The organism is Longibacter sp., from assembly GCF_051155795.1.
In the GTDB taxonomy this organism is placed as follows: Bacteria; Bacteroidota; Rhodothermia; order Rhodothermales; family Salinibacteraceae; genus Longibacter.
This window is the reverse complement of sequence record NZ_DAXETW010000123.1, coordinates 1-20840: the sequence shown is the minus strand read 5'-3', so window position 1 is coordinate 20840 and position 20840 is coordinate 1. Positions and strand designations below refer to the sequence as shown.

Below are 20840 nucleotides of genomic sequence, written 5' to 3'. Positions count from 1 at the left end.
CACAACCCGCAATCTGTCCTCTGTAATCCGCACGTCTGAATGAAGCTTGCGATCCTATCGCGCAGCCCGAAGTGTTATAGCACGCGCCGTTTACGTGAAGCCGCGGAGCAACGTGGTTGTAGCGTCAAGGTCCTGGATACCCTGAAGTTCTCCATCGATCTGGAAAAGGGCACCCCGGAACTGTTCTTCCGATCGAAAAAGTTGAGTGAGTACGATGCCGTCCTCCCGCGGATCGGTGCCTCTATCTCCTACTTCGGCACGGCCGTCGTCCGGCAATTTGAACAGATGGGCGTGTACTGCGCCAATACGGCGGCCGGGCTGTCCAACTCGCGCGACAAGCTTCGATCGCTTCAGATTCTGAGTCGACATCATATCGGGATGCCGGAAACCGCGTTCGTTCGCGACCGCAACGACGTGATTCCGGCCATCGAGCGGGTCGGCGGCGCACCGGTCATCATCAAGCTGATCGAGGGCACGCAGGGCATCGGCGTGATCCTGGCAGACTCGGTAAAGGTCGCTCAGGCGATCATCGAGACGCTCCAGAGTGCGCGCCAGAACGTGCTGGTCCAGAAATTCGTGTCAGAAAGCAAGGGACGCGATATCCGGGCGCTGGTGGTCGGCGACACGGTGGTCGCCTCGATGCGTCGCATCGCGCAGGGCGAAGAGTATCGGAGCAATGTCCATCGCGGCGGCCGCACCGAAGCGGTCGAACTCGACGATCACTATCGGGAAACCGCCGTCCGGGCAGCGCAAATTATGGGGCTTCGCGTTGCCGGCGTGGATATGCTCGAATCCAACGACGGCCCGCAGATCATGGAAGTGAACTCGTCTCCCGGCCTAGAGGGCATCGAGACCTGCACTAACCTCGACGTGGCCGGCGCCGTCATCGACTATATGCGCACGCAGGTGGACTTCCCGGAGGTTGACCTGCGACAACGCCTCACGGTCAGCACCGGATATGGCGTCACAGAGATCCACGTGCCACCGGGATCGGACTTCGTCGGGCGAACGATTGCCAATTCGGGACTTCGCGAGCGGGACATAAACGTTCTCATGCTCTACCGCGGCCCCCGCGGCATCCCGAACCCCCGGGCAAGCCGCGTCCTGCAGCCGCACGACCGGCTCTTGTGTTACGGAAAAATGGAATCCATTCGTACCGTCGTGCCACCGAAAGCGCGCCGTGGGCGCATTCCGGACGTGACGCACCTGGGTAGCGACTCAGACGTGGCGCAGGAGATGGATCCGGAGGCTCGGTGGCGTCCCAAAGAGGAAGAATAGCGTACTGTACGTGCGGTCTCGCTCCGTTAGATATCTGCACTTACCGCCAACACGACCGTGAGCAAGAGCATCGACCAATGGGGGGACATCCGCGTACCGCCGGGGACCGATCGGCATGTCCATCTCGACGTCGGTGAAACGTACAGCGGCATCACCGTCCGTATCCCCGTCCACGTGCGCCGGGGCCCGGAGGATGGACCGGTCGTCTTCGTGACGGCGGCGGTACACGGTGATGAGGTCAATGGCACCGGGGCCATCCGCCGGCTCATCCGCGACCCGGACCTTGTCTTGACACGGGGAGCCGTGATTTTTGTACCGGTGGTAAACCCGATTGCCTTTGATCGACACTCGCGGTACATGCCGGACCGCCGAGATCTGAACCGGTGCTTTCCCGGGCGCCCCTCCGGAAGCCTGGCCAGCCGTCTCGCACACACCGTCTTCAGCGAGATCGTGCACCGCAGTGACGCCGGCATTGACCTTCACACCGCGGCTGTGCGACGGACGAACTACCCGACCGTACGCGGCGACCGTTCTCGCCCCGGCGTTAAAGACATCGCCACCGCCTTCGGCACGGAGATCGTCCTCGACAAGGACGGACCGGAGGGCTCGTTTCGCCGAGAGGCCTGCCGAGCGGGGTGCCCAACGATATCGTTCGAAGCGGGCGAGGTCTGGAAGGTGGAGCCGGCCGTGACGGCACTTGCTGCCCGCGGCGTACGTCGCGTCCTGACGCACTTCGAGATGCTGCCATTGGAGCCTCCTTCTCCGGACGATGCATCGTCAGCAAACGAATCCTCCGCTTCGATCATTACCGACGAGACGACGTGGGTGCGCGCGGACGCCGGCGGCTACCTGTCGTTTTACATTCGGCCGGGCGACATCGTCCGCAGCGGCGATCTTCTCGCCCGATCGACGACCCTGCTCGGTGACGACGTAGACGAGGACGGAGAAATTTACGCACCGACGGACGGCGTGGTGATCGGGATGACGACGCTCCCGGCTGCACACCCGGGCACACCCATCTGTCATATCGCGTGCCTACCAGAGGGTCTGTCGGTGGACACCGTCGAACGACGACGGGCCGGTCAGGGGCAGCTGCAGCAGCGCGTCCGGACGGAGCTCGCCGCCAACGTGCACGTCGAGGAGTAGGGAGACGCGTTCGCGTCCGACTCGCTAGACGGGGTCAGCGATGGGATCAACCATCCTCCCGGAACGCAAACCGCCACGTCGTATAAAAACGCCTCACCGACCGGGGTCGATGAGGCGGTGCAAACCGTACGAGGAGGCAGAGCTCAGGCGATCAGGACGTCTTCGGACACATCCTCCGGCAAATCCGGGCTTTTGCGCTTCGGGTCGAGCGTCATCGATTCCTTCACGTCGTTGTTGTCGTCGACCAGGCAGACCCGCGGCTCGAACGATTCTGCTTCGTCGGGTGTCATTTCAGCGTAGGAAATGACGATGACCTGATCACCCTTGGCCGCCAACCGGGCGGCGGGCCCGTTCAGGCAGACCGTTCGCTCGCCGGGTTCTCCGGGGATGGTGTATGTTTCCAGACGCGCCCCATTGTTGACGTTCACGACCTGCACTTTCTCGTACGGCAGGATGCCTGCCTCTTCGAGAAGCTCCTCGTCGATGGTGATGGAGCCTTCGTAGTACAGATCTGCTTCGGTCACGCGAAGCCGATGGAGCTTCGCCTTGAACATGGTGATCGTCATGGAGGACGGCGAGTGTCGATTCGATTGGGAGTGCAGGGAACCGTCCCGTTTAGGCGCCGGCAGATCCGGCCCGCTCCGAGTCGGCAGATACCGCATCAGTCGAAGACACGGCTGGCACGCGAACGTGAACGTTGTCGATCAGACGCGTATCGCCGAAGTACACAGCGACGGCCGCCAGTACGTCCTCGCCTCGGTCAAGCGTCTCGACGGAGGTCAGCGTGCCGGCGTTCACGACATCTGCGTACTGGACGCGTGCGTCCGGCGCGTTGTCTAGTGCGTCGCGCATCGCTCGAACAACACGGTTAGCATCCTGTTCCCCGCCGCGAATGGCCGATTCTGCCTCCTGAATCGCATCGTAAAGCACTGTTGCCTGCTCCCGGTGGCGCTCATTCAGATACGCATTTCGGGAGCTCATCGCCAGGCCGTCGGGCTCGCGAATGATCGGGGCGGACACAATCTCGACATCAAAGAGGAGCTCGTCTACCATACGCTTCAGAATCGCCAACTGCTGCGCATCCTTTTGCCCGAAGACGGCGACATCCGGCTTACAGGCGTTAAAGAGCTTCGTAACGACGGTGGTTACCCCACGGAAATGCCCCTCCCGGTACTTGCCGCAGAGAACGTTGTCGAACTCCTCGACTTCCACCCACGCCAGCGGAGCCGGACGCGTCGGGTGATCGTTGTGCGGATACATCTCGTCGGCCGCCGGGGCAAAAACCACGTCAACGCCGCGTTCACGAAGCTTGTCGGCGTCGCCCTCGAGATCCCGGGGATACTCTTCAAAGTCCTCTCCGGGCCCGAACTGCGTGGGGTTGACGAAGATGGAGGCGACGACGCGGTCTGCATGGTTCAGTGCAAGATCCATGAGTGAGAGGTGCCCGCCGTGGAGCGCACCCATCGTCGGAACGAGTCCAACGGTCTTGCCAGTGGCATGTACGGCATCGGCATAGGACTGCATCTCTGAGACCGTACGGAGAATGTCCATAAACAGGAGTACACGTGCCAATCAGATGAACAGAATGCCGGTGCGAATGACCTCCCGGTCGGCTTGGACGTACACCGGAGGCAGGCACATGATTCGCCGGGTAGGGATGCCTTACCCGGCTACAACCAGCCGCGACGGACCTGGTCGACGCCGTGCGGCAGCAGGTCGAAAGCATCCTGCTAATGCGCGTCGGCGCTGATTGCGACCGTGAGACCGATGTCCCTTGCACGCCGGCACTGCACATCGTCGAGATCGGGGCGCTCCGGTTCGGCGTTCACCTCCATGTAGCACCTGCGTTCGACCGCCGACTCCATGATTCGACGGAGATGGAGGGCCATCGGTCCTCGCTCGTTGATGCAGCGCCCCGTCGGATGCGCAAGAATCGTGAAGTTCGGGTTGTCTATCGCCCGTAGGATACGTTCCGTCTGCTTCTTCTCGCTCAGATTCAGACGCAGGTGGACAGCGCACAAGCAAACTCGAGATCGTCCAGGACATCATCAGGCAGATCAAGCGTGCCGTCCCTCAGAATATGGACCTCGATGCTCTTGAGAAGGCGCAGATCGTCCAGTCCCTCGTTTAGATTGTCGATGGCATCCACGTGGAGCGCAGGTCGTCCTCGCTGCGTCCCCGGGCCACCGCGACGGTTGGTGAGTGGTCGGTGATAGCGAGATACTCCATCCCTCGCTCCTGTGCGACGCGTGCCGTTTCACGGAGTGAGTGCCGGCCGTCGCTATTCGTTATATGCGTACGGTTGTATGCGACGTGACGTTATCGCGCACATTGCGCGCGAGCTTCCCCACCGGCAGCGTGCCCCTTCTCGGCCGCGTGCATCTTGCCCCGGTCCCCGCGACGTTCGAGCACGATATACGGTAGATCCAGCACCGAATAAACCGATTCCTCGGTTTCCCGGCGGTCCGCTTCTGCTCGTGGTTCGTGTGGACGTTGTCGTATATGTTCACCTTCTACGCCCGCCCGACCGCCCGCGTCCGGAGCGCCACCTTGTGGGACGTCGAGCCGGGATAGTAGACGAGCACAGCGCCGTATCTCTCGCACGGAACCACGCGCAGATCAACCTGGAGCCCCGACCGAAGCCACCGCATCTCCGCGCCGCATTCCGGTCGGCCCGTATTCGAAAGCCGTTCTCCCCCTTCAAATCGATCAGACCCGTCACCTCTTCGAACATGCGCACGACGCCGGTGCGCGCAATGCCGGCGTTGTGAATCGGCGTAGCGCTGTATGGTATCTACTGATGTCGTCTCTGCCGTCAATCGGAGGCCGCTGCTTGTGTCTACCCGGAAACGACGCGATCTGCCTCCTGCGACTATTGGCGTGCGTCCGCATGATCTTATTTGCGAACGTGGGTACGTCCGTCACCGACGACGGGATCGACCCATCCGCGGCGGGTACTTCGGATCTCCTCGATCGTGATGAACGAGCGCGGTGCCCTCTCTTCCACCATCTCAGCGACCCGCCGTGCGTAACGCCGGCCGACAACGACATTCGCAATGTCGACCGGTCCATCCCGCCCTCGTCCGTCGACCTCGGTCACAGCATATCCGGCCTCGCGAAGCGTAGTAGCTACACCCGCACCATCACCATCCGGAAGGATCACGCGGAGTACCACCTGTCCCAACGCGAGGGTGCGCTCGATCGACACGCCGACGAATGTGCCTATAGCAAAGCCGCCGGCATAGCCCGCAAGGTGGTACGGAGACGTCAGATGTTCCATCGCGCCTGCAACGGCAATTACCCACACGAGCACCTCGACAAACCCCATCCCGGACGCGATGAGTCGGCGTCCACGAACCATAAACATGAAACGCAGGGTCCCGATCGACACATCAATGATCCGCATGGCGAAAATGAGGAACGGACCGTACGGTAGAGCGAACCAGGCGTCCATAGGTTGTACAGATGGATTTCGATGAAGGAAACGAGCGCGTCGAGCCGCGGGGTTAACACACGAAATGGACCGATCGATTACCCCCCCAGACGCGATCCTTTCGTTTGCCCTATCGGAGGGCCTTGACGTTCATCCTGCTATAGCACAGGCGCATGTGTTGTGCGAAAACATACCGACGGCCGCCAGTATGGGCGTTGCTGATTATTCAACCCGGCGAGTGGGGGAAAAGCCCAGCGACGGCGGCCGTGACATCGAATTGCCGACGTGCCACCGGGTCGGCAACGAACCGGGGTACCACAACGAACCGGAGTGCGACCGACCTGAATCTGAAAAAGCAGCCGATTCTGACTTCGGACGTACTGAGCCGTCCTCTCTGCGTTGACCTTGCATAGCCGGATGTCGAGGTTACGCGTGTCGATCGTCGTGCCTCAGCGGATCGGCACCCGTTCGTCAAGTGACGGTACACGCTGCTCTCGACCAATCACGAGGACCGTATCTACTCATGGCTGAAGATTTTCGAATTGAAAACGACTCCCTCGGCGAAGTCCGCGTCCCCGCCGATGCCCTGTACGGCGCGCAGACCCAGCGCGCGAAGGAGAACTTCCCGGTGAGCGACTTGCGCTTCTCTCGCTCGTTTATCAAGGCGATCGGACGCGTCAAGCAGGCGGCGGCGAAGGCGAACGCTGCGATCGGAGGGCTTGAACCCGAAAAAGCCAAGGTCATCGTCGAAGCCGCGCAGGAAGTGATCGACGGACGGCACGACGACCAGTTCGTGCTTGACATCTTCCAGACGGGCAGCGGGACGTCGACGAACATGAACGCGAATGAAGTGATCGGGAACCGGGCCTCGGAGCTACTGGGTGCCGAGCGCGGCAGCAAAGCCGTCCACCCGAACGACCACGTCAACATGTCGCAGTCATCCAACGACACGATCCCGACGGCCATGCACGTCGCCGCCCGGGTCAGCATCGAGGAGGAGTTGCTTCCGGCGCTGAACGAATTGCTCGACGGGCTTCGCGAGAAGGCCCAGGCCTTCGACGACGTACTGAAGAGCGGACGGACGCACTTGATGGATGCGACGCCGGTGCGCCTCGGGCAGGAATTTTCCGGATACGCGGCGCAGATCGAACAGGCAATCGAACGGATCGAACGGGCATCCGACGAGCTTGCCGAGGTTGCCCTCGGCGGGACCGCCACAGGGACGGGTCTCAACTGTCCACCGAACTTTCCGGCAACAGCCATCGAGGCGATCTCCGAGGGGACGGGCCTTGACTTTCACGAGGCACCGAATCACTTCGCCGCTCAGGCCGCCAAGGATGCCTACGTCAGCGCCCATGCCAGCCTCAATACGCTGGCGACGGCTCTGCTCAAAATCGCGAACGACCTGCGTCATCTGAGCTCCGGTCCGACGAGCGGGCTCTCTGAAATCACACTTCCGACGATCCAACCCGGATCCTCGATCATGCCCGGGAAGGTCAATCCGGTGCAGAGCGAACAGGTCATGATGGTGGCTGCGCGCGTGATGGGCAATCACACGACGATCACCGTGTCCAACACACACGGTAATTTCGAACTCAACGTCATGATGCCGGTCATGGCCCACGCGATGCTGGAGAGCATTTCGATCCTTGCCGGCAGCGTAAACGCCTTCCGCACGAAATGCGTCGAGGGCATCGAAGCGAACCGGGACCGGTGTAGAGAGCTACTGGAGCTGAACCCGTCCATCGCGACCGCCCTGAATACCGCCATCGGGTACGACAAGGCGAGCGAGGTGGCGAAGAAGGCGGCCAAGGAACGCAAAAGCGTTCGATCAGTCGTTCTGGAGATGGGACTGCTGACCGAAGACGAACTGGACGAGTACCTTAACGTCCGCGACATGACGGAGCCGGGCATCCCCGGCGAGTGACCCCGAACCGGGGACGCGCCGAGTGGGCTCGGTGTATGCCCCCCGCTGCCGGCGTACGGTATCGCACCTCACATGATCATTACGAACGCGACCATGTTGCACGGCCCGACCGGTGGCGGCGGGTATGCGAAACGCCGGTCCCGGTGCGTTATACAAACGATCGAGCCGAGACGCAGTCGCTACACGCCCGTTGTGCGCTCGGGATCGGTGTTGCCGTTGCAAACCAGTGCCAGCGACATCTCTCTCCCACCCGGCTCGACGTACGTGTCTTTTTTTCAAATGACGACCGTTCCATTCAATGGATGCTAAAAAGATCATAACGGCTGCCGCCATCGTCGCGGCATTCGTGGCCGGCGTACTCTTCGTCTCGGCCGGCGCCAATATTTTCGGATCCGAGCGTGCAGTGTTGCCGGCCTCGTGGGCGGACGGGTCGACGGCAATCGACGACTCGGACGTTAACACACAGGCGATGGCCTTCCAGGAGACGTTTACAAAGGTCTCCGAGTCGGTGAATCCGGCTGTCGTCCAGATCCAGGCTCGGCGCACGCAGGAGCGCCAGATGCGGTCTCCGTTTGAAGGCACCCCCTTCGAGGACTTCTTCCAACAGCCGGGCCCGCGACAGTTTGAGTCGCAGGCACTTGGATCCGGCGTCATCGCCCGCTCGAACGGTTACATCATCACCAACAACCACGTCGTCGAAGATGCCACCGAGTTGTCCGTCAAGATGTTTGACGGGGAAATGATGGAGGCCGAGATCGTCGGAACGGATGCACGCAGCGACCTGGCCGTAATCAAGGTGGACGGCGACGACCTCCCGTCGATCAGCTTCGGCAACTCCGATGAGGTAAAGGCCGGGCAATGGGTCCTCGCTTTCGGTTCCCCCTTGTCGGACCAGCTTTCCAACTCGGTGACCGCAGGAATCGTGAGCGCGACCGGACGCCTGCGGTCCATGGGTCAGATGGGCGTCACAAACTTCATTCAGACGGACGCGGCCATCAACCCGGGTAACTCCGGCGGCCCGCTCGTTGACATCCAGGGCCGGCTCGTCGGCATCAATACGGCCATCGTGAGCCGTTCGGGTGGATACCAGGGCATCGGCTTCGCAATTCCCGCCAACACGGTTCAGCGCGTCACGCGGCAACTGATCGAGGACGGAGCGGTCGAACGTGCCTACCTCGGCGTTCGCTACCGCCCCGCCCCGGAGACGCTGATCGAGAATGAGGGTCTTCCTCGCGGCGCTGCCATCATCGCGTCCGTGGAGTCCGGCTCGCCCGCGGATGATGCTGGATTGCAGGAAGGCGATATCGTTGTGGCTATTGCCGGTGAAGACCTGCAGGAATTCCTCCAGCTTGGCAACGCCGTCGCACAGCGTACCCCTGGCGACGAAATTACCGTGACGGTAGACAGAAACGGCGAGCGCCGTGAGCTGTCGGTTCGGCTCGGCACACTCAACGACGACGCCGGAGAGAACGAGTCCTCCGAATCCGAGGAGACCCCCTCCAGCGAATCCATGATGGAGCAACTGGGGCTCTCCGTGCGCAACATCACCCCGGAGATCGCCGAGCAACTCGGTCTCGAGGATACGGACGGAATCATCATCACCGAGGTCGATCGCCGCAACCGGATGATCCGCGAGTCCGGTCTTCGCGCACGACACATCATCGTTCGCGTAAACGGCCAGCCAACACCGGACGTGAACACCTTCCAGTCCGTTTATTCCGACATTGAGGCGGGATCTCCCTTCCGCGTTGTCGCTCGGACACCGGAAGGCATGGCGTTCGTCACGAGCCTGCGCAAGCCGGCGGAGTAACGCCTCCGACCCGTTCACCGGATTCGACAAACAGCGGCTGCATACCAGAGCGCCTCTCCGCACGTTGCGGGGAGGCGCTTTTTACTGAAGCAGCATGCTCGGCTCCCGACCTTTACGAACACGATTTCGGGCGATGGGGCGGAGCCAGACGCGACACCAGCTCGTCGGGAAAACCCACCCGTGGAATCTGCCGGAGCGTCGGCGGAGGCCCGTCGAACGTGATGCGAACTCCTGGCGTCTCGTTCCGCACGACGTTGAGCGCTCGCGCGTACGCCTCCGCCACATCGGGACGCTGTTCCTTCATCGCCTCATCGTACAAAATCATTAACTGGGCGGCGATAGTGCTCAACATTTCGCGCGTTGGCTCACCGGAAGAGGCCATGAGGACCGGAAGAAAGAGGCAAAGGGAATACGAGGGTGCGAAGCGAAAAAGTGGTGCAGGCATACCGAGGTGCCGGAAGAGGCAACGGCAGCTCCTGAAGCTACAGTAACATGCCTGTCAATCACGAGAAAAGGAAGTCGATCGGTACCGGTCCGTTACTTTCGTCGGACCACATGCGGCTGACACAGGTGCACGGCAATGACGCGACGCCTTGTCGCCTTCTTTGCCCGAACCACGTATACGACCATGAGCGCAAACGCCCCGCTTCAGTCGCCCGATCGCAACGTCGAGCACCTCGAATCGCTCCCGTCGCCGAAAGCAATCGGTCGCCTTCGCTCGCGGGCGAACGAAAACGCGAAAGCCGTGGCAGCAAGCCTGCCGGGGCCCTCAGACACATACCTCGTCGTCTCGCCCCGCGGGACCTGCGTCCTGCTCGACAATTTTCTGAAATCTGCATCGTGGGCGCCGCAGCACAGTCCTGAGACTGTCGCAGACGACTTGCAGACGGTGTGATCTCCGTCCGGGAGTCGACGTGGTTCGGTCCTTGCATATCGTTCTGCTACGCATCGAACGAACCTCTTCCGACCATGCCCCGCTTTTCCGCCCATCGACCTCAGGCTCCCAACGCGGATGCGCTCCGCGAAAAGATGCTCGCCGTCTGGAAAGAGGCGCAGGCCGAATATCGCAAGGCCGGTGAACCGTTCGGGTCCACGTCGCGCGCGCTGGAGGTATGGATGACGTACGGGCGAAAAACGACTGCGAATTGAATGCCACATTCATGGCTAGATGCCGAGTCGTGTCTCAGACGGGCTCAACGTGAGACGCAACGGCGTCGCACCCCTGCAACAGTATGGAGCCCCTTTTTCCCTGCCACGCCATTCGTACCTATCAACCCGGCCGACCGGTCAGGCTTCAATCGGAGCCGCCGAGTCGGCTTCACTTTTTCTGTCTTCAAACTCGCGGCCGAGGAAACGAACGACGTAACTCCAGCCCGCGATGAGCAGGAGGACCGGTATCGATAGCCAGCGAATTCCGCCGGCGGTCAGAATATCGAGACCCAGATTCAGCGCGACGGCAACCACCTTCGCCGCCCGCTGGAGAAACATGTCGATGAACGCCTTCGCCTTGTACTTGACGTCCTGGCTCGTCGGCGTATAGAGTGCCTCTCGCGCCGACTGGTTGATCGAGTAGTTGAGCCCGTTGTCACTTGCCGAAAGAAAGCCCACGAGAAGCAGGGACGGCGCGAGCAGAAACCCGAAAGACCCGGCAAAGAGGGCGACCGGGAGAAACAGCAGGGCGATTCGAAGGCCCATGCGTTTCATAACGAACGACGTGAGGAGTAGCTGCACGCCGATGGACACCGCGCTGGTTAGTTGTCCCACGAAGCCGAAGAACTGGTCCCGCGCGAGGTCGCTATCGATTGTATCCTCGACGTAGACTCCGAGCTGGAAGTCGATGACGTTGGACACGATTTCGTACACGCCCAGCAGGGCCGCGATACCCAGCAGGTACCTCGAGTTGAGCACAAGCTTAGCGCCCTCGATCGCCGCGTTGGGCGTCGCATCATCATCGGTGGCGGACTCCGGGCAGCACGCTTCTCGTCCGGACTGCTGCACTTCCAGGTAATGGATGTACCACACCAGCCCGGCAATGGCAGTAAGCGGCAGGAGAAGCCCCCACAGAAGCGGCTCGCGGCCAATCTCGCGGACGTATCCGCTCACGATGGACGCTCCGACGAACCCGCCAAGCACGCCTCCGAGCCCGATCACACCGTACAGGCGCTCCGCCTCCTCGCCCGTGTTGAGGTCGTTTGCGAACGCCCAGAAGGTCGCGACCATGACGGTCGTCCAGATGTCGCCAAGGACATAGAACGACCACACGCCAGGTCCGCCCAAAACCTCGATGTTGTCCACGTAGAGCCCGAAGAAGGCGAACAGCCCGCCAAAGACAAGGCAAAAGGCCACGATCAGCCGGTGCCGTGGGATTCGGCGGACCAGCCAGGTGAACGCGACCACGACGGCGAACGCCACGATCATGTTCAACACCTTACCCAGCTGTTCCGCCTGGGCGCCGTCGAACGCATACCCGAGGATGCGAATCGGGTCATTGCCGAAGTACCCGATGATCAAGCCGCGCTTCATCGGCTTGAGCACCCAGAAGATCGCGATGACGAGAAAAAAATAGGCCGACAGACCGAACGCCTTCGGGAGCTCACTCGGTCGTATATCGAATAACTCCTTTCGGAGAGTAGAAAGCATGTGGGGTCCGCGTCGGCCAGATCGTTCGGGCATGAATGGATACCCGGTGGGGTCATCCGGACATGCAGCATCCAGGAGTGCTTCGTACCGCAATCCCCTGGCAATGTTACGGCGGCCCGAGTGTGCTTCGGCGTCAGGTCTCGAGGATGCAGTTATCGCTCCCGTGCTCGTTTCGCTCATACGCGTCCGCTTCCGCCTCATTCTCCCATCCGTGCGATGGGCTGTAGTAGCGGAACGCGTAGCGTCCTCCCTCCTTCAGCATCACATTCGTGCTGTACGTGTGGTTGCTCCGCCGGACGAAGCGATTCTCTCCTTCCGTCCAATCGTTGAAGTCCCCAACCACGCACATATCTTCCGCATGCGGATGGTCTTCCGGTAAAACGAACGTGACCTTGACATCGTCGCTGCCGCGTTTGTTGACCTTTTTGATCATGGCAACTCGTAGACTGGTTCTCCGTCGCGTGAAGGTGTACGATCCAGGTGAATGCGCTCGCACCGCCCGGTCGAGCCGTTTCGTTGAATTTGAATCGCATTCCAAACCTACAAAAGAGTCAGACGGGAGGTGAACTTGGAAAGCGCTTCCTTCGATAGTTTTTCGCCACTCCGCGTGGAAAAGTCCATCGCTCCGACCCGAAAAGGAAACGCTCCCGACGCATAACGCAACGCTACGGCCCGGGAATGGAACGCTACGGCCACGGACCGCAACGCTCAAACGGGAACGGGCAACGCTACATCCTGAACGTGGAACGCTCGCTCGTGCAAGTGCGACGCTTGGGGGAGCCTCGCACCTTCCCGCGACGCTTTCGGCGCTCCCTACAGAAGCAGCAACTACAGAAGCAGCAACTCGCTTGCTCACACCTCCGTCGTGACGGAATTGCTCCCGGGTCTACTCGCCACGTGGATGCGTACCGGCCGGTCGAACAGAGGCCGACTCCTCTCCGTCGTCGCAGGTTCACGTCACGAAGTCCGTCACGATACTGCGAGAAGTCGTCGCCTCTCGTCCGGCCACGAAACCCATCCGCCGGCCCCGTCAGTACGTAGTGACGGTACCTGCGCAATCCACCCTCCTTCGCCGTGCCTGAGGCCTTACCTCGTCATACGTATCTTTGCCGACCGGTTCGCCTGGTGGCCCTGGTTCTCTGCGTGGTGTTCAGCCTTACGCCTGCAACGGCACAGAAGGTGTCGCCTGGAGAGACGCGTTTGTCTCTTGACGACGCGTGCACTGCCGGCACGGAGGCCGTCGAATACTATCTCATCCAGTGGCAGACGGAGCTCCGGCCACTCCAGCCGATCGAACGCGTCGCCCTGCCGCCGCTTCACCGCACCGCTTATCGTCTCGTCGAGAACGTCTTTGAGCCGTACCGAGACCCGCACCAGACGTCGACGTGGACGGGCAGGAAGCCATACGCCGTCATCCAGCCGCGCCTCGTTGTCGACGTTGCACCGGACTCGACGTTTGAGCGATGGGAGCGAGAGGATTACGCGCTGGAGCTCAACTGGGACCGGCCGCCGCTCATCCGCGCCGATACGATCGCACCCTTCCGCCCCCGCGCACTCGGACCCCGACAGAACGGCACCGATCCACGCTTTCTGCTGTATGCCGGAGAGCCGTTTCGCTCGGAGGTGATCGACTTCTTCCTCCCCGGTGGCGCGGCCATCACGAACGCCGAACTGCAACGCCGAATTCGGTGCCTACAGCCGTTTCTCGGATTAACCGACTGGGTACGGACGTCTCGCCGAATGCATTCTCCTCCCCACCTCTCCGTCCTCATGAATGAATCCCGTGACCGCGCCATCACAGCCTTCGGCTGGGGGATCAGCGGGGGCGTATGGGTTGCCTACCGGCGGGTCGGAGGCACCTGGGAGCCCATCAAGCCGCTCGGTCGCTGGGTATACTGACCACGTATTCTTCCTGCACATCCACCACTGAATGACGACTGCAACCAAGGACCGAACCATGTCACGCGCCGTAATGGCGCTGGCGGCTGCTGCCGCACTCTGGGGAATGTCCTTCCTTTTCGGGAAAATCGCCCTCCGCGCATTGCCTGCAACCCACGTGGTCCTGGCACGCTTCCTCATCGGGACGATCATCCTGCTCCCCCTCTCGCGCTACTGGTTTCCCTCCGTGCAGATCGCACACCAGGATCGGCGACGTTTCGTGCTCGCCGGCCTGCTGATGGTCCCGATTAGCTTCCTTCTTCAGTTCGAGGGGCTGGACCGAACCACGGCGGCACGGGCGTCGCTCATCATCGGTGCCGCCCCTCCAATTATGGCTGTGGCTTCCGTGGTCGTCGGCACGGATCGGCTTTCGAGATCCGAATGGCTGGCGGTGGGAGCATCCGTGCTCGGCGTCCTCGTCATGGTCGGTCGACCAGAGGCGCCCGGTGACACACTCGGCGACGTGATGGTCCTCGCCTCCATCCTGACGCTGACCGCCTGGTCCATCGTGACCAAAGACTTGATGGACCGATATCCCCCGCTCTTCACGACGGCGACGTGTATGGCCATCGGTACGGTCTTCATGCTCCCTGTCGGACTGCTATGGCCCGGTGTTCCGGCACTAGACCTGAACACTATCACATGGATCTCGCTGATCGTGCTCGGCGCCGGCTGTACAGCGCTCACGTATGCCCTTTGGAACTGGGGCCTTCGCCATGTTGGCGTGGCACGCTCCGGCGTGTTTCTGAACATCGAACCCGTCGTTGGCGCCATCCTGGGCGTCGTGATTCTGCACGACGTCCTGGACGCCTGGACGATCACCGGCGGCTGTTTCATCCTGGGCGCAACCTACTGGATATCGAGGCAATCCTGACCCTGCCGGCACTCCTCGAACACCGATAGCACCGTCTCCATCGTCCGATCGGGAGACGAGACGTTCGCCAGACCGGACGAAATGGTATGTTCTCCCGCGGGCGCGCGCCCTAGCACAGGGAAGAAAGATTCGTCGCAACGCCCCCCTTCTCAGGCTATCCCTCCCCTCAGTCCGTTTCTTTATTTGCAATAACGGATATATTTAGATTGAAACGCTGGCAGTCTTCACGCCGTCGGCCGCTCGCTCAGGCTCTCCTGAACCTGAAGCGTCTCGAATGCGAGATACGAGAGCGACGCCAGCGTGAGCGGTAGGATGTGAAAGATAACCCGGAAGGCGAGGATCGCGCCGACAACGACCGACGTGCTCAGAAACGGATCCAGCATCATGATCAGAATCCCGTCGAAGACGCCCAAACCGCCCGGTACATGACTCAGGACCCCAGCAATCAGTGCAATCTGAAAAACACCCAGGAGATAGAGGTAAGACACATCTGCACCCGACGGCAAGAGAACGTAGAGCACACTCGCTGCGACGAAGAGGTCGCACACGGCCAGCCCGACCTGCACCGGAACCATCCATTGCGCCGGCATGTCAAGCGACCATCCACGAACGACGAGCGGCCGTTCGCGCAGGCTCGTGAGTCCTACATACCCGGCGGTCGGCAGCAAACACGCAAGTCCGATCAGTGCCGGTTGCACAGGAAGCTCAAGCGCCTGCAGCGACACGGGCTGGCCCAGAAAAAGAAACGCGCCGAGTGCGAAACAGCCAAGCCAGAATGAGATGCCTGCGAAGAGAACCGTTTTGGCAATCTCGCGTCCGCTGAGCCCCCACGACGAATACAGCCGGTAGCGCACGCCACCGCCCGTAATCAACGGATTGCCGATCGCCTGACTGAACGCGTATCCGATAAACGCAGAAAACGCAACGCGACGGTAGGGGAGATCGACGCCGACGTACTGCATCGACAGCCAGTCGTAGCCGGATAAGACGATAAAGTTGAGCGCTGTCAGGCCAAACGCGAGACTGATGTAGGACAGCGGGAGATCCGCGAGATACGCGCCGACCTCACGCAGCGGAAGGTCGCGCAGCTCATGCACCATCACCCAGGCGACGACAACAAATATCAGGAAGCCGACGACCGGAGCGAAATTTTTGATGGGCAGCTTCCGCCGGATCAGTCGCACCCACGACCACGGCCTCGATCGCAGCGTCCGTTGCGACGCCGAGGGCCTGGACGGAGAAACGCCGCGCTGTTCGACCGGGACGCTCGATCGGTTCGAGGCCGATTCACCCGGTTCGGTCTCGGTCGAAGAGCCATTCGCCTGGGCAGCGTCGGCAGTGGAGTCGTGTGGTCCGCTCTCAAGCGGGTCGGTCATCGCCGAACGTTATGATCCGCAGGTTATCGATTCTCAAGACGCCGCAGGCCATTACATGCAGCACATCCCGTTTCGAGGCTGTTACACGGGCCATCCGAACAAACGGTGCGCCACACTCCTGAATGCATATCTTCTTTCGTACGCGTACACGAGAAAAGAAGACGGGGTCTCGTCAACGTCGATGTTGAGGCCCGTATTCGCAAGCGATTCCATGCCCGTTGTCCTGTACGACGGGCTTCCGCCGCGCCCGATAAGCTACAAACGCTCGAACGCCTGTCCCGAAAGGCGAGACAGGCGTAGGAGATCAACGGAAAAGAGCGCTGCGCGCCTTGGGCGTCACGGCACGCGGTACAGCATGACCTACTCGACGAGGAGGTCGCGAAGACGTTCGAACTCGTCCCGTTCGAACGAAAGGCTGTACTTGCCGGGGTCGTCTTCATCGCCCACGGCCGTCAGCGGCTCGATGTCGGACGACTTCACCGTTTCAATGAGTTCTTCCGGCTCCACCTTCAGAGCACCGGCAAAGTCTTCCGCTGTCGCGGCGTAAATCCCACCGTACGATTTAATCTCTCCCGTGGAAAAATCGTCGGCATCCTGCGGCTTAAAACTGACTCCTCGCATGTCGTAGCGGTCGTTGCGATAATTTGGTTCGATCTGAGCCGGCCAGTCGGCGGCGCTATGCGGCTATCTCGCTGCCCGACTCGGTCACCTACTCGACAATGTCAACGCGCGCGATGCTCAGGGTTTCCCTCATAGCACCTCGTATGGCAGGACTCACGTCCTTCTCACAAGGGGAGGCACTGCCCAAATGAACTCAGAATCACGTGGGAGCGGTCATCGGGCGACGTTGTTCGACGACTTCCGAGTGCACGATGGTGGCTCCGACCAAGGCCAGAAGCGCCCCAACAAGGAAGGGCACAAAGAAACCGTACTCGACCACCGACCCCGCGAGTATTTGCCCGGCTGCTATACCCAGCCCGAACGAAACGGTCAGTACGGAGAGTTGAGTGCCGGAGGCCCCGCTGTCGGCCAGGTCCCCCCCGAGCGCAAGCGCAGGGGCAAACACACAGGCCCCCGCAAGCCCCTGGAGCGCGCGGGCGACAATCATCTGACCGGGCGTTACGACGAAGCCCTGTACCAGCGTGGTCGGTACAAGCGCGATGAGGCCGTAGACGACGAACGCTTTGCGGCCGTAGCGGTCGGTTAGCCGCCCGACGAACGGCTGCACGAGAGCGAGTGTCAGGATGAGGGCCACAAACTCGATCGCGAACAGGATGGGCGACTGGTCGAGCCGATCGTTGACCTGCGGCTCGAGGGTCGATAGCATAGCAACGCATGCCGCCATCACCATCGTGGAGACCCCCAGAGCGAAAATGGGATCCAGCGTATTGCGCCCGGAACGGTCGAGGATGGCCAGATTAAACCGCCGGTCAGCCGTTTCCGGGTTCTTCGGATCCTCCACGATCGACAGGACGAGCACGATGCTGACGAATGCGGCAAGGGCGGCGATGAAGAAGGTGACCTCAAACCCCGTCACACTCCCCTCCGTGCCCGGCACGGTGTAGGGGCCGCCCTCAATAATAAGACTGGCCAGCAGGGGGCCAGCGCCAAACCCGACCAGGCGAAACGAATTGTACACGCCCATATTGCCACCCCGGCTGTCCATTCGACTGACCTCGTTCACAAGCGCAATGCTCGCCGTGATGGTGAACGCCGCCGCTGTCCCCTGAATGATTCGCAGGGCGAACAGCAGCGTGTAATTCTCCGCCCAGATAAACCCGAGATTCGACGCCATGAAAACGAGCAGCCCGCCCACGACGAACACGCGCCGCTTGCCGGCGAGGTCGGACAATCGCCCGGCGAACGGCTGTGCGATCGAACTCGCGATGCCGAACACGGCCAGCACCAGTCCCGCAATCATCGGCTCGGACAGACCGAAAGCGTCCCCGCTGACGATGCCGCTCGCGACGTAAAGCGGAAGCACGATGACGAGAAACGAGTTGCCCAGCGCATCCGCCATCCGTGCGATCGCGAGGGCGAGCACCCGTCGATCGGTGTCGAAGAAAGTCGTAAGGGCGGACATGCGCGGGGATGGTGCTCTGGGACAAAGAACGCGTGCCGAAACGGGGAACGCCGCGCGCTGTGCCGCCCGGTTGCAGGATTGTCCCGATTTGCGCGCCGGAGAACGCGAAAGACCGGAAATTCGCGCATGCTACACACAGATGTCGCGGGGTCTGTGCCCCCTCCACGGACGGGAGAACGTCAGCGCCGATCACAAATGGCAGCATACGCGACGCCCCCTCCCCGCCATGAGGAGCGGGCAAGGGGCGTTTACGGTGTGGCCCGGGCGGGGCTCGAACCCGCACGGCACGTGAGTGCCAGCGGATTTTAAGTCCGCTGCGTCTGCCAATTCCGCCACCGGGCCAAATCCAGGAGGAACGCAATGCCTTGCGCCGGACACAGTACCTCTTTTCGCGCCCCGCCATCGGTTCGGAGACCCTCGCCCACCTTACAGGACGCACGCAGCAACATCAAAGCGGCACACGCCTTGAACACGTTGGACACGTTTCGGGCCGACGATAGTATCAGTGTCCGCCGGATGAGCGTCAACGCGCAGTCCAGTAATCTTGTGTCAAAGACAGTGGAATCGACCCTTACGTTCATGTCTATCCCAACGATCGACGCCAGGTCAACGGCACAGAATGCATCCCAGGTCCATCCGTTCGCAGGAACCTCGACCTGCACGACCGATTGACGACGATCCGAAATATCTGTCCCCGACCGGACGCCTATCGTGAGCCCCGCTGCCGTCACCGAAGTCCTTCGTGAACAGGCCCGAGCCTTCGCCCGGCATGCCTATGCTCCGTTCTCGAAAACTCCGGTAGCGGCTGTCTTTCTCTGCACCGACGGTACGATGATTCCAGGAGTACGCGTCGAAAGTGCGTCATTTTCCCTTTCTCTGCCGGCGCTACTGAACGCATATACGACGGCCGTCTCTGCCGGCTATCGGACGAAGTTGGCCGGCGCTGCGCTCAGCCGGCCGATAGAGGACCGAGATGCCCACTACCTCTCGTCTCTAGCGGACCTCTCCATCGACCCTTCCGCTAACGACGTGTGGCTGAGTAGCGTCCCCCTCCCCGAGCCGGTTGGCGTCCTGGATCCCCGTCTCCCGTTTAAGGCTTCAACAGATGTATCTCCGGAAGACGGGATTCTCGCCGCTCGGAACGCAGCTCAAGCTGCCTATGTGCCGTCGTCTGACTTCCATGTCGGTGCCGTGATCGAGACGGAGAACGGCAGCTTTTTCCCCGGCGCGAACGTCGAACACCCGGACTGGGCGCGTATCCTCTGCGCAGAACGAAACGCCGCAGGAACTGCGCGGACCTACGGGGAGCCGTCCGCCCGACGAATCTTTCTGACGTGCCTCGACGATGCCGGCGGAACGCCGTGCGGTGCCTGTCGCCAGGTCTTGGCGGAACTCGCTCCAGATGCGGCGCTTTGGATGGATCGGCATTCAACCCCCCCGGAGAAATCGGCACCGAATCAATTGTTACCCGGTTTTTTCGAGGGAACGCAACTCCTCCGGGACGGCGTCGTGTCCACACCGGTAAAAGACGGTTCCTGACGCCCTCCCCCTACAGGAAGGTCTTGCCTTCCGTAAGCCCGCCTGCGCGCGAGCGAGTCCCTCTTGGCTCCGCGCTCCCCCCTTGCCTGGCGATCGCTGCGTCCCCGCTTCATGATCTTCGACGTTCTCCTCTTTCTCCTCGGCCTGCTCATCCTCTACTACGGTGCCGAGTGGCTCATCCGCGGGGCGTCCGGGATCGCCCTCGAGTACGGAATTCGGCCGGTCGTCGTCGGCCTTACGATCGTCGCCCTCGGCACGTCGATGCCCGAATTCCTGGTCAACTTTATCGCAGCGCTGGGGGGCGAACACCACCTCGCGCTCGGTAACATCATCGGGTCGAATATTTCCAACATTGCGCTGATTCTCGGGGCAAGCGCCATCGTCCTCCCCGTCGCCGTCGCGCCCCAAATTCTTCGGAAAGAGTATCCGATGATGCTCGGTGCGATGGTTGTTTTCTACGTGATCTCCCTCGACGGGACGATCAGTCGCACGGACGGCATCTTCCTCGTTTCCTGCCTCGCCGGTTTCATCGGATACCTGCTTTACGACGCGCAGAACAACGCGACGGCGCAGAGCATGATCGACGAGATGGATGTGGACGATGACGACGACATCGACCCGTCGTCCCCGACCGACACAACGCTGATGAAGACCGCGTTCCTGGTCGGCGGCACGGTCGGCCTCGCCCTGGGTGCGCACTTCATGGTCGACAGCGCCGTAGACATCGCCCGCAGCCTCGGCATCAGCCAGATCGTCATTGGCCTGACGATCGTAGCGATCGGGACCAGTCTTCCCG

21 protein-coding genes and 1 tRNA gene are annotated in these 20840 nt (G+C 61.5%); 10 read left to right on the top strand and 12 right to left on the bottom strand.

All coding sequences use genetic code 11. The features are described 5' to 3' along the window. Positions 1–39 precede the first annotated feature (39 nt). Together ACFCU0_RS12725 and ACFCU0_RS12720 are read left to right on the top strand one after the other, a co-directional pair. Complete coding sequence (locus ACFCU0_RS12725) at positions 40–1278, top strand: RimK family alpha-L-glutamate ligase (protein WP_434974055.1); 1239 nt, start codon at positions 40–42, stop codon at positions 1276–1278. A gap of 57 nt (positions 1279–1335) precedes the next feature. Further along, positions 1336–2424 (top strand): succinylglutamate desuccinylase/aspartoacylase family protein, encoded by a 1089-nt coding sequence (locus tag ACFCU0_RS12720; protein ID WP_434974054.1) that lies wholly within the window; start codon positions 1336–1338, stop codon positions 2422–2424. 143 nt (positions 2425–2567) lie between these two features. Here the strand turns inward: ACFCU0_RS12720 and panD are convergent, their stop codons facing one another. From panD to ACFCU0_RS12695, 5 genes are all read right to left on the bottom strand, one after another. After that, complete coding sequence (panD, locus tag ACFCU0_RS12715; protein ID WP_434974053.1) at positions 2568–2990, bottom strand: aspartate 1-decarboxylase; 423 nt, start codon at positions 2988–2990, stop codon at positions 2568–2570. 49 nt (positions 2991–3039) lie between these two features. Beyond that, complete coding sequence (panC, locus tag ACFCU0_RS12710) at positions 3040–3975, bottom strand: pantoate--beta-alanine ligase (protein WP_434974052.1); 936 nt, start codon at positions 3973–3975, stop codon at positions 3040–3042. A 179-nt stretch (positions 3976–4154) separates the two neighbouring features. Beyond that, positions 4155–4313 (bottom strand): hypothetical protein, encoded by a 159-nt coding sequence (locus tag ACFCU0_RS12705; RefSeq protein ID WP_434974051.1) that lies wholly within the window; start codon positions 4311–4313, stop codon positions 4155–4157. A 107-nt stretch (positions 4314–4420) separates the two neighbouring features. Continuing rightward, positions 4421–4573, bottom strand: coding sequence for a hypothetical protein (locus ACFCU0_RS12700; RefSeq protein ID WP_434974050.1), 153 nt, complete (start codon positions 4571–4573; stop codon positions 4421–4423). A 747-nt stretch (positions 4574–5320) separates the two neighbouring features. Then, entirely contained in the window at positions 5321–5878 is a 558-nt protein-coding gene (locus ACFCU0_RS12695; RefSeq protein WP_434974049.1) for a DUF2179 domain-containing protein, read from the bottom strand. A gap of 502 nt (positions 5879–6380) precedes the next feature. On the opposite strand from ACFCU0_RS12695, the gene ACFCU0_RS12690 reads away from it, so the two are divergent. Together ACFCU0_RS12690 and ACFCU0_RS12685 are read left to right on the top strand one after the other, a co-directional pair. After that, a complete protein-coding gene (locus ACFCU0_RS12690; protein ID WP_434974048.1) occupies positions 6381–7784 on the top strand; it encodes a class II fumarate hydratase in 1404 nt (467 codons plus the stop codon). Positions 7785–8082: 298 nt separating this feature from the next. Continuing rightward, positions 8083–9594, top strand: coding sequence for a Do family serine endopeptidase (locus ACFCU0_RS12685; RefSeq protein WP_434974047.1), 1512 nt, complete (start codon positions 8083–8085; stop codon positions 9592–9594). A gap of 112 nt (positions 9595–9706) precedes the next feature. Here ACFCU0_RS12685 and ACFCU0_RS12680 read toward each other — a convergent pair whose 3' ends face one another. Beyond that, positions 9707–9919: a hypothetical protein gene (locus tag ACFCU0_RS12680; protein WP_434974046.1), complete on the bottom strand. Its 213-nt coding sequence runs from the start codon at positions 9917–9919 to the stop codon at positions 9707–9709. Between the two features lie 303 nt (positions 9920–10222). Between ACFCU0_RS12680 and ACFCU0_RS12675 the strand changes: the two genes are divergently transcribed. Both ACFCU0_RS12675 and ACFCU0_RS12670 read left to right on the top strand, forming a co-directional pair. Continuing rightward, the gene (locus tag ACFCU0_RS12675; RefSeq protein WP_434974045.1) at positions 10223–10489 is read left to right on the top strand and encodes a hypothetical protein; all 267 of its coding nucleotides are present in this window, start codon (positions 10223–10225) and stop codon (positions 10487–10489) included. Between the two features lie 74 nt (positions 10490–10563). Continuing rightward, positions 10564–10743: a hypothetical protein gene (locus ACFCU0_RS12670; protein WP_434974044.1), complete on the top strand. Its 180-nt coding sequence runs from the start codon at positions 10564–10566 to the stop codon at positions 10741–10743. 138 nt (positions 10744–10881) lie between these two features. Here ACFCU0_RS12670 and ACFCU0_RS12665 read toward each other — a convergent pair whose 3' ends face one another. Next, the gene (locus ACFCU0_RS12665) at positions 10882–12234 is read right to left on the bottom strand and encodes an NTP/NDP exchange transporter (RefSeq protein WP_434974043.1); all 1353 of its coding nucleotides are present in this window, start codon (positions 12232–12234) and stop codon (positions 10882–10884) included. A gap of 133 nt (positions 12235–12367) precedes the next feature. Next, positions 12368–12667: an isoamylase early set domain-containing protein gene (locus ACFCU0_RS12660; protein WP_434974042.1), complete on the bottom strand. Its 300-nt coding sequence runs from the start codon at positions 12665–12667 to the stop codon at positions 12368–12370. 641 nt (positions 12668–13308) lie between these two features. On the opposite strand from ACFCU0_RS12660, the gene ACFCU0_RS12655 reads away from it, so the two are divergent. After that, the gene (locus ACFCU0_RS12655) at positions 13309–14133 is read left to right on the top strand and encodes a hypothetical protein (protein WP_434974041.1); all 825 of its coding nucleotides are present in this window, start codon (positions 13309–13311) and stop codon (positions 14131–14133) included. A gap of 58 nt (positions 14134–14191) precedes the next feature. After that, positions 14192–15046 carry a DMT family transporter gene (locus tag ACFCU0_RS12650; protein ID WP_434974040.1) on the top strand — a complete coding sequence of 285 codons (855 nt, stop codon included), beginning with the start codon at positions 14192–14194 and terminating at the stop codon, positions 15044–15046. Positions 15047–15270: 224 nt separating this feature from the next. On the opposite strand, the gene ACFCU0_RS12645 is transcribed toward ACFCU0_RS12650, so the two are convergent. The 4 genes from ACFCU0_RS12645 to ACFCU0_RS12630 all read right to left on the bottom strand — a co-directional run bounded on the left by ACFCU0_RS12645 (position 15271) and on the right by ACFCU0_RS12630 (position 18847). Further along, positions 15271–16422 carry a lysylphosphatidylglycerol synthase domain-containing protein gene (locus tag ACFCU0_RS12645; protein WP_434974039.1) on the bottom strand — a complete coding sequence of 384 codons (1152 nt, stop codon included), beginning with the start codon at positions 16420–16422 and terminating at the stop codon, positions 15271–15273. A 360-nt stretch (positions 16423–16782) separates the two neighbouring features. Next, positions 16783–17043 carry a hypothetical protein gene (locus tag ACFCU0_RS12640; protein WP_098073843.1) on the bottom strand — a complete coding sequence of 87 codons (261 nt, stop codon included), beginning with the start codon at positions 17041–17043 and terminating at the stop codon, positions 16783–16785. A gap of 199 nt (positions 17044–17242) precedes the next feature. Then, a complete protein-coding gene (locus ACFCU0_RS12635; RefSeq protein WP_434974038.1) occupies positions 17243–18505 on the bottom strand; it encodes an MFS transporter in 1263 nt (420 codons plus the stop codon). A 256-nt stretch (positions 18506–18761) separates the two neighbouring features. Further along, positions 18762–18847 (bottom strand) — tRNA-Leu (locus ACFCU0_RS12630). Between the two features lie 369 nt (positions 18848–19216). Here ACFCU0_RS12630 and ACFCU0_RS12625 point away from each other — a divergent pair. Both ACFCU0_RS12625 and ACFCU0_RS12620 read left to right on the top strand, forming a co-directional pair. Continuing rightward, complete coding sequence (locus tag ACFCU0_RS12625) at positions 19217–20044, top strand: cytidine deaminase (RefSeq protein ID WP_434974037.1); 828 nt, start codon at positions 19217–19219, stop codon at positions 20042–20044. Positions 20045–20155: 111 nt separating this feature from the next. Further along, positions 20156–20840, top strand: a 685-nt coding sequence (locus ACFCU0_RS12620; RefSeq protein WP_434974036.1) for a sodium:calcium antiporter, incomplete at its 3' end; no start/stop codon positions are given.

What these genes read in the sequence shown, in the direction of transcription:
- ACFCU0_RS12680 (WP_434974046.1), bottom strand. Translation starts at nt 9,919, where the DNA reads ATGATTTTGTACGATGAGGCGATGAAGGAACAGCGTCCCGATGTGGCG.
- ACFCU0_RS12690 (WP_434974048.1), top strand. Translation starts at nt 6,381, where the DNA reads ATGGCTGAAGATTTTCGAATTGAAAACGACTCCCTCGGCGAAGTCCGC.
- ACFCU0_RS12670 (WP_434974044.1), top strand. Translation starts at nt 10,564, where the DNA reads ATGCCCCGCTTTTCCGCCCATCGACCTCAGGCTCCCAACGCGGATGCG.
- ACFCU0_RS12645 (WP_434974039.1), bottom strand. Translation starts at nt 16,422, where the DNA reads ATGACCGACCCGCTTGAGAGCGGACCACACGACTCCACTGCCGACGCT.
- ACFCU0_RS12685 (WP_434974047.1), top strand. Translation starts at nt 8,083, where the DNA reads ATGGATGCTAAAAAGATCATAACGGCTGCCGCCATCGTCGCGGCATTC.
- panD (WP_434974053.1), bottom strand. Translation starts at nt 2,990, where the DNA reads ATGACGATCACCATGTTCAAGGCGAAGCTCCATCGGCTTCGCGTGACC.
- ACFCU0_RS12705 (WP_434974051.1), bottom strand. Translation starts at nt 4,313, where the DNA reads ATGGCCCTCCATCTCCGTCGAATCATGGAGTCGGCGGTCGAACGCAGG.
- ACFCU0_RS12675 (WP_434974045.1), top strand. Translation starts at nt 10,223, where the DNA reads ATGAGCGCAAACGCCCCGCTTCAGTCGCCCGATCGCAACGTCGAGCAC.
- ACFCU0_RS12695 (WP_434974049.1), bottom strand. Translation starts at nt 5,878, where the DNA reads ATGGACGCCTGGTTCGCTCTACCGTACGGTCCGTTCCTCATTTTCGCC.
- ACFCU0_RS12665 (WP_434974043.1), bottom strand. Translation starts at nt 12,234, where the DNA reads ATGCTTTCTACTCTCCGAAAGGAGTTATTCGATATACGACCGAGTGAG.
- ACFCU0_RS12660 (WP_434974042.1), bottom strand. Translation starts at nt 12,667, where the DNA reads ATGATCAAAAAGGTCAACAAACGCGGCAGCGACGATGTCAAGGTCACG.
- ACFCU0_RS12635 (WP_434974038.1), bottom strand. Translation starts at nt 18,505, where the DNA reads ATGTCCGCCCTTACGACTTTCTTCGACACCGATCGACGGGTGCTCGCC.
- ACFCU0_RS12650 (WP_434974040.1), top strand. Translation starts at nt 14,192, where the DNA reads ATGTCACGCGCCGTAATGGCGCTGGCGGCTGCTGCCGCACTCTGGGGA.
- panC (WP_434974052.1), bottom strand. Translation starts at nt 3,975, where the DNA reads ATGGACATTCTCCGTACGGTCTCAGAGATGCAGTCCTATGCCGATGCC.
- ACFCU0_RS12640 (WP_098073843.1), bottom strand. Translation starts at nt 17,043, where the DNA reads ATGCGAGGAGTCAGTTTTAAGCCGCAGGATGCCGACGATTTTTCCACG.
- ACFCU0_RS12725 (WP_434974055.1), top strand. Translation starts at nt 40, where the DNA reads ATGAAGCTTGCGATCCTATCGCGCAGCCCGAAGTGTTATAGCACGCGC.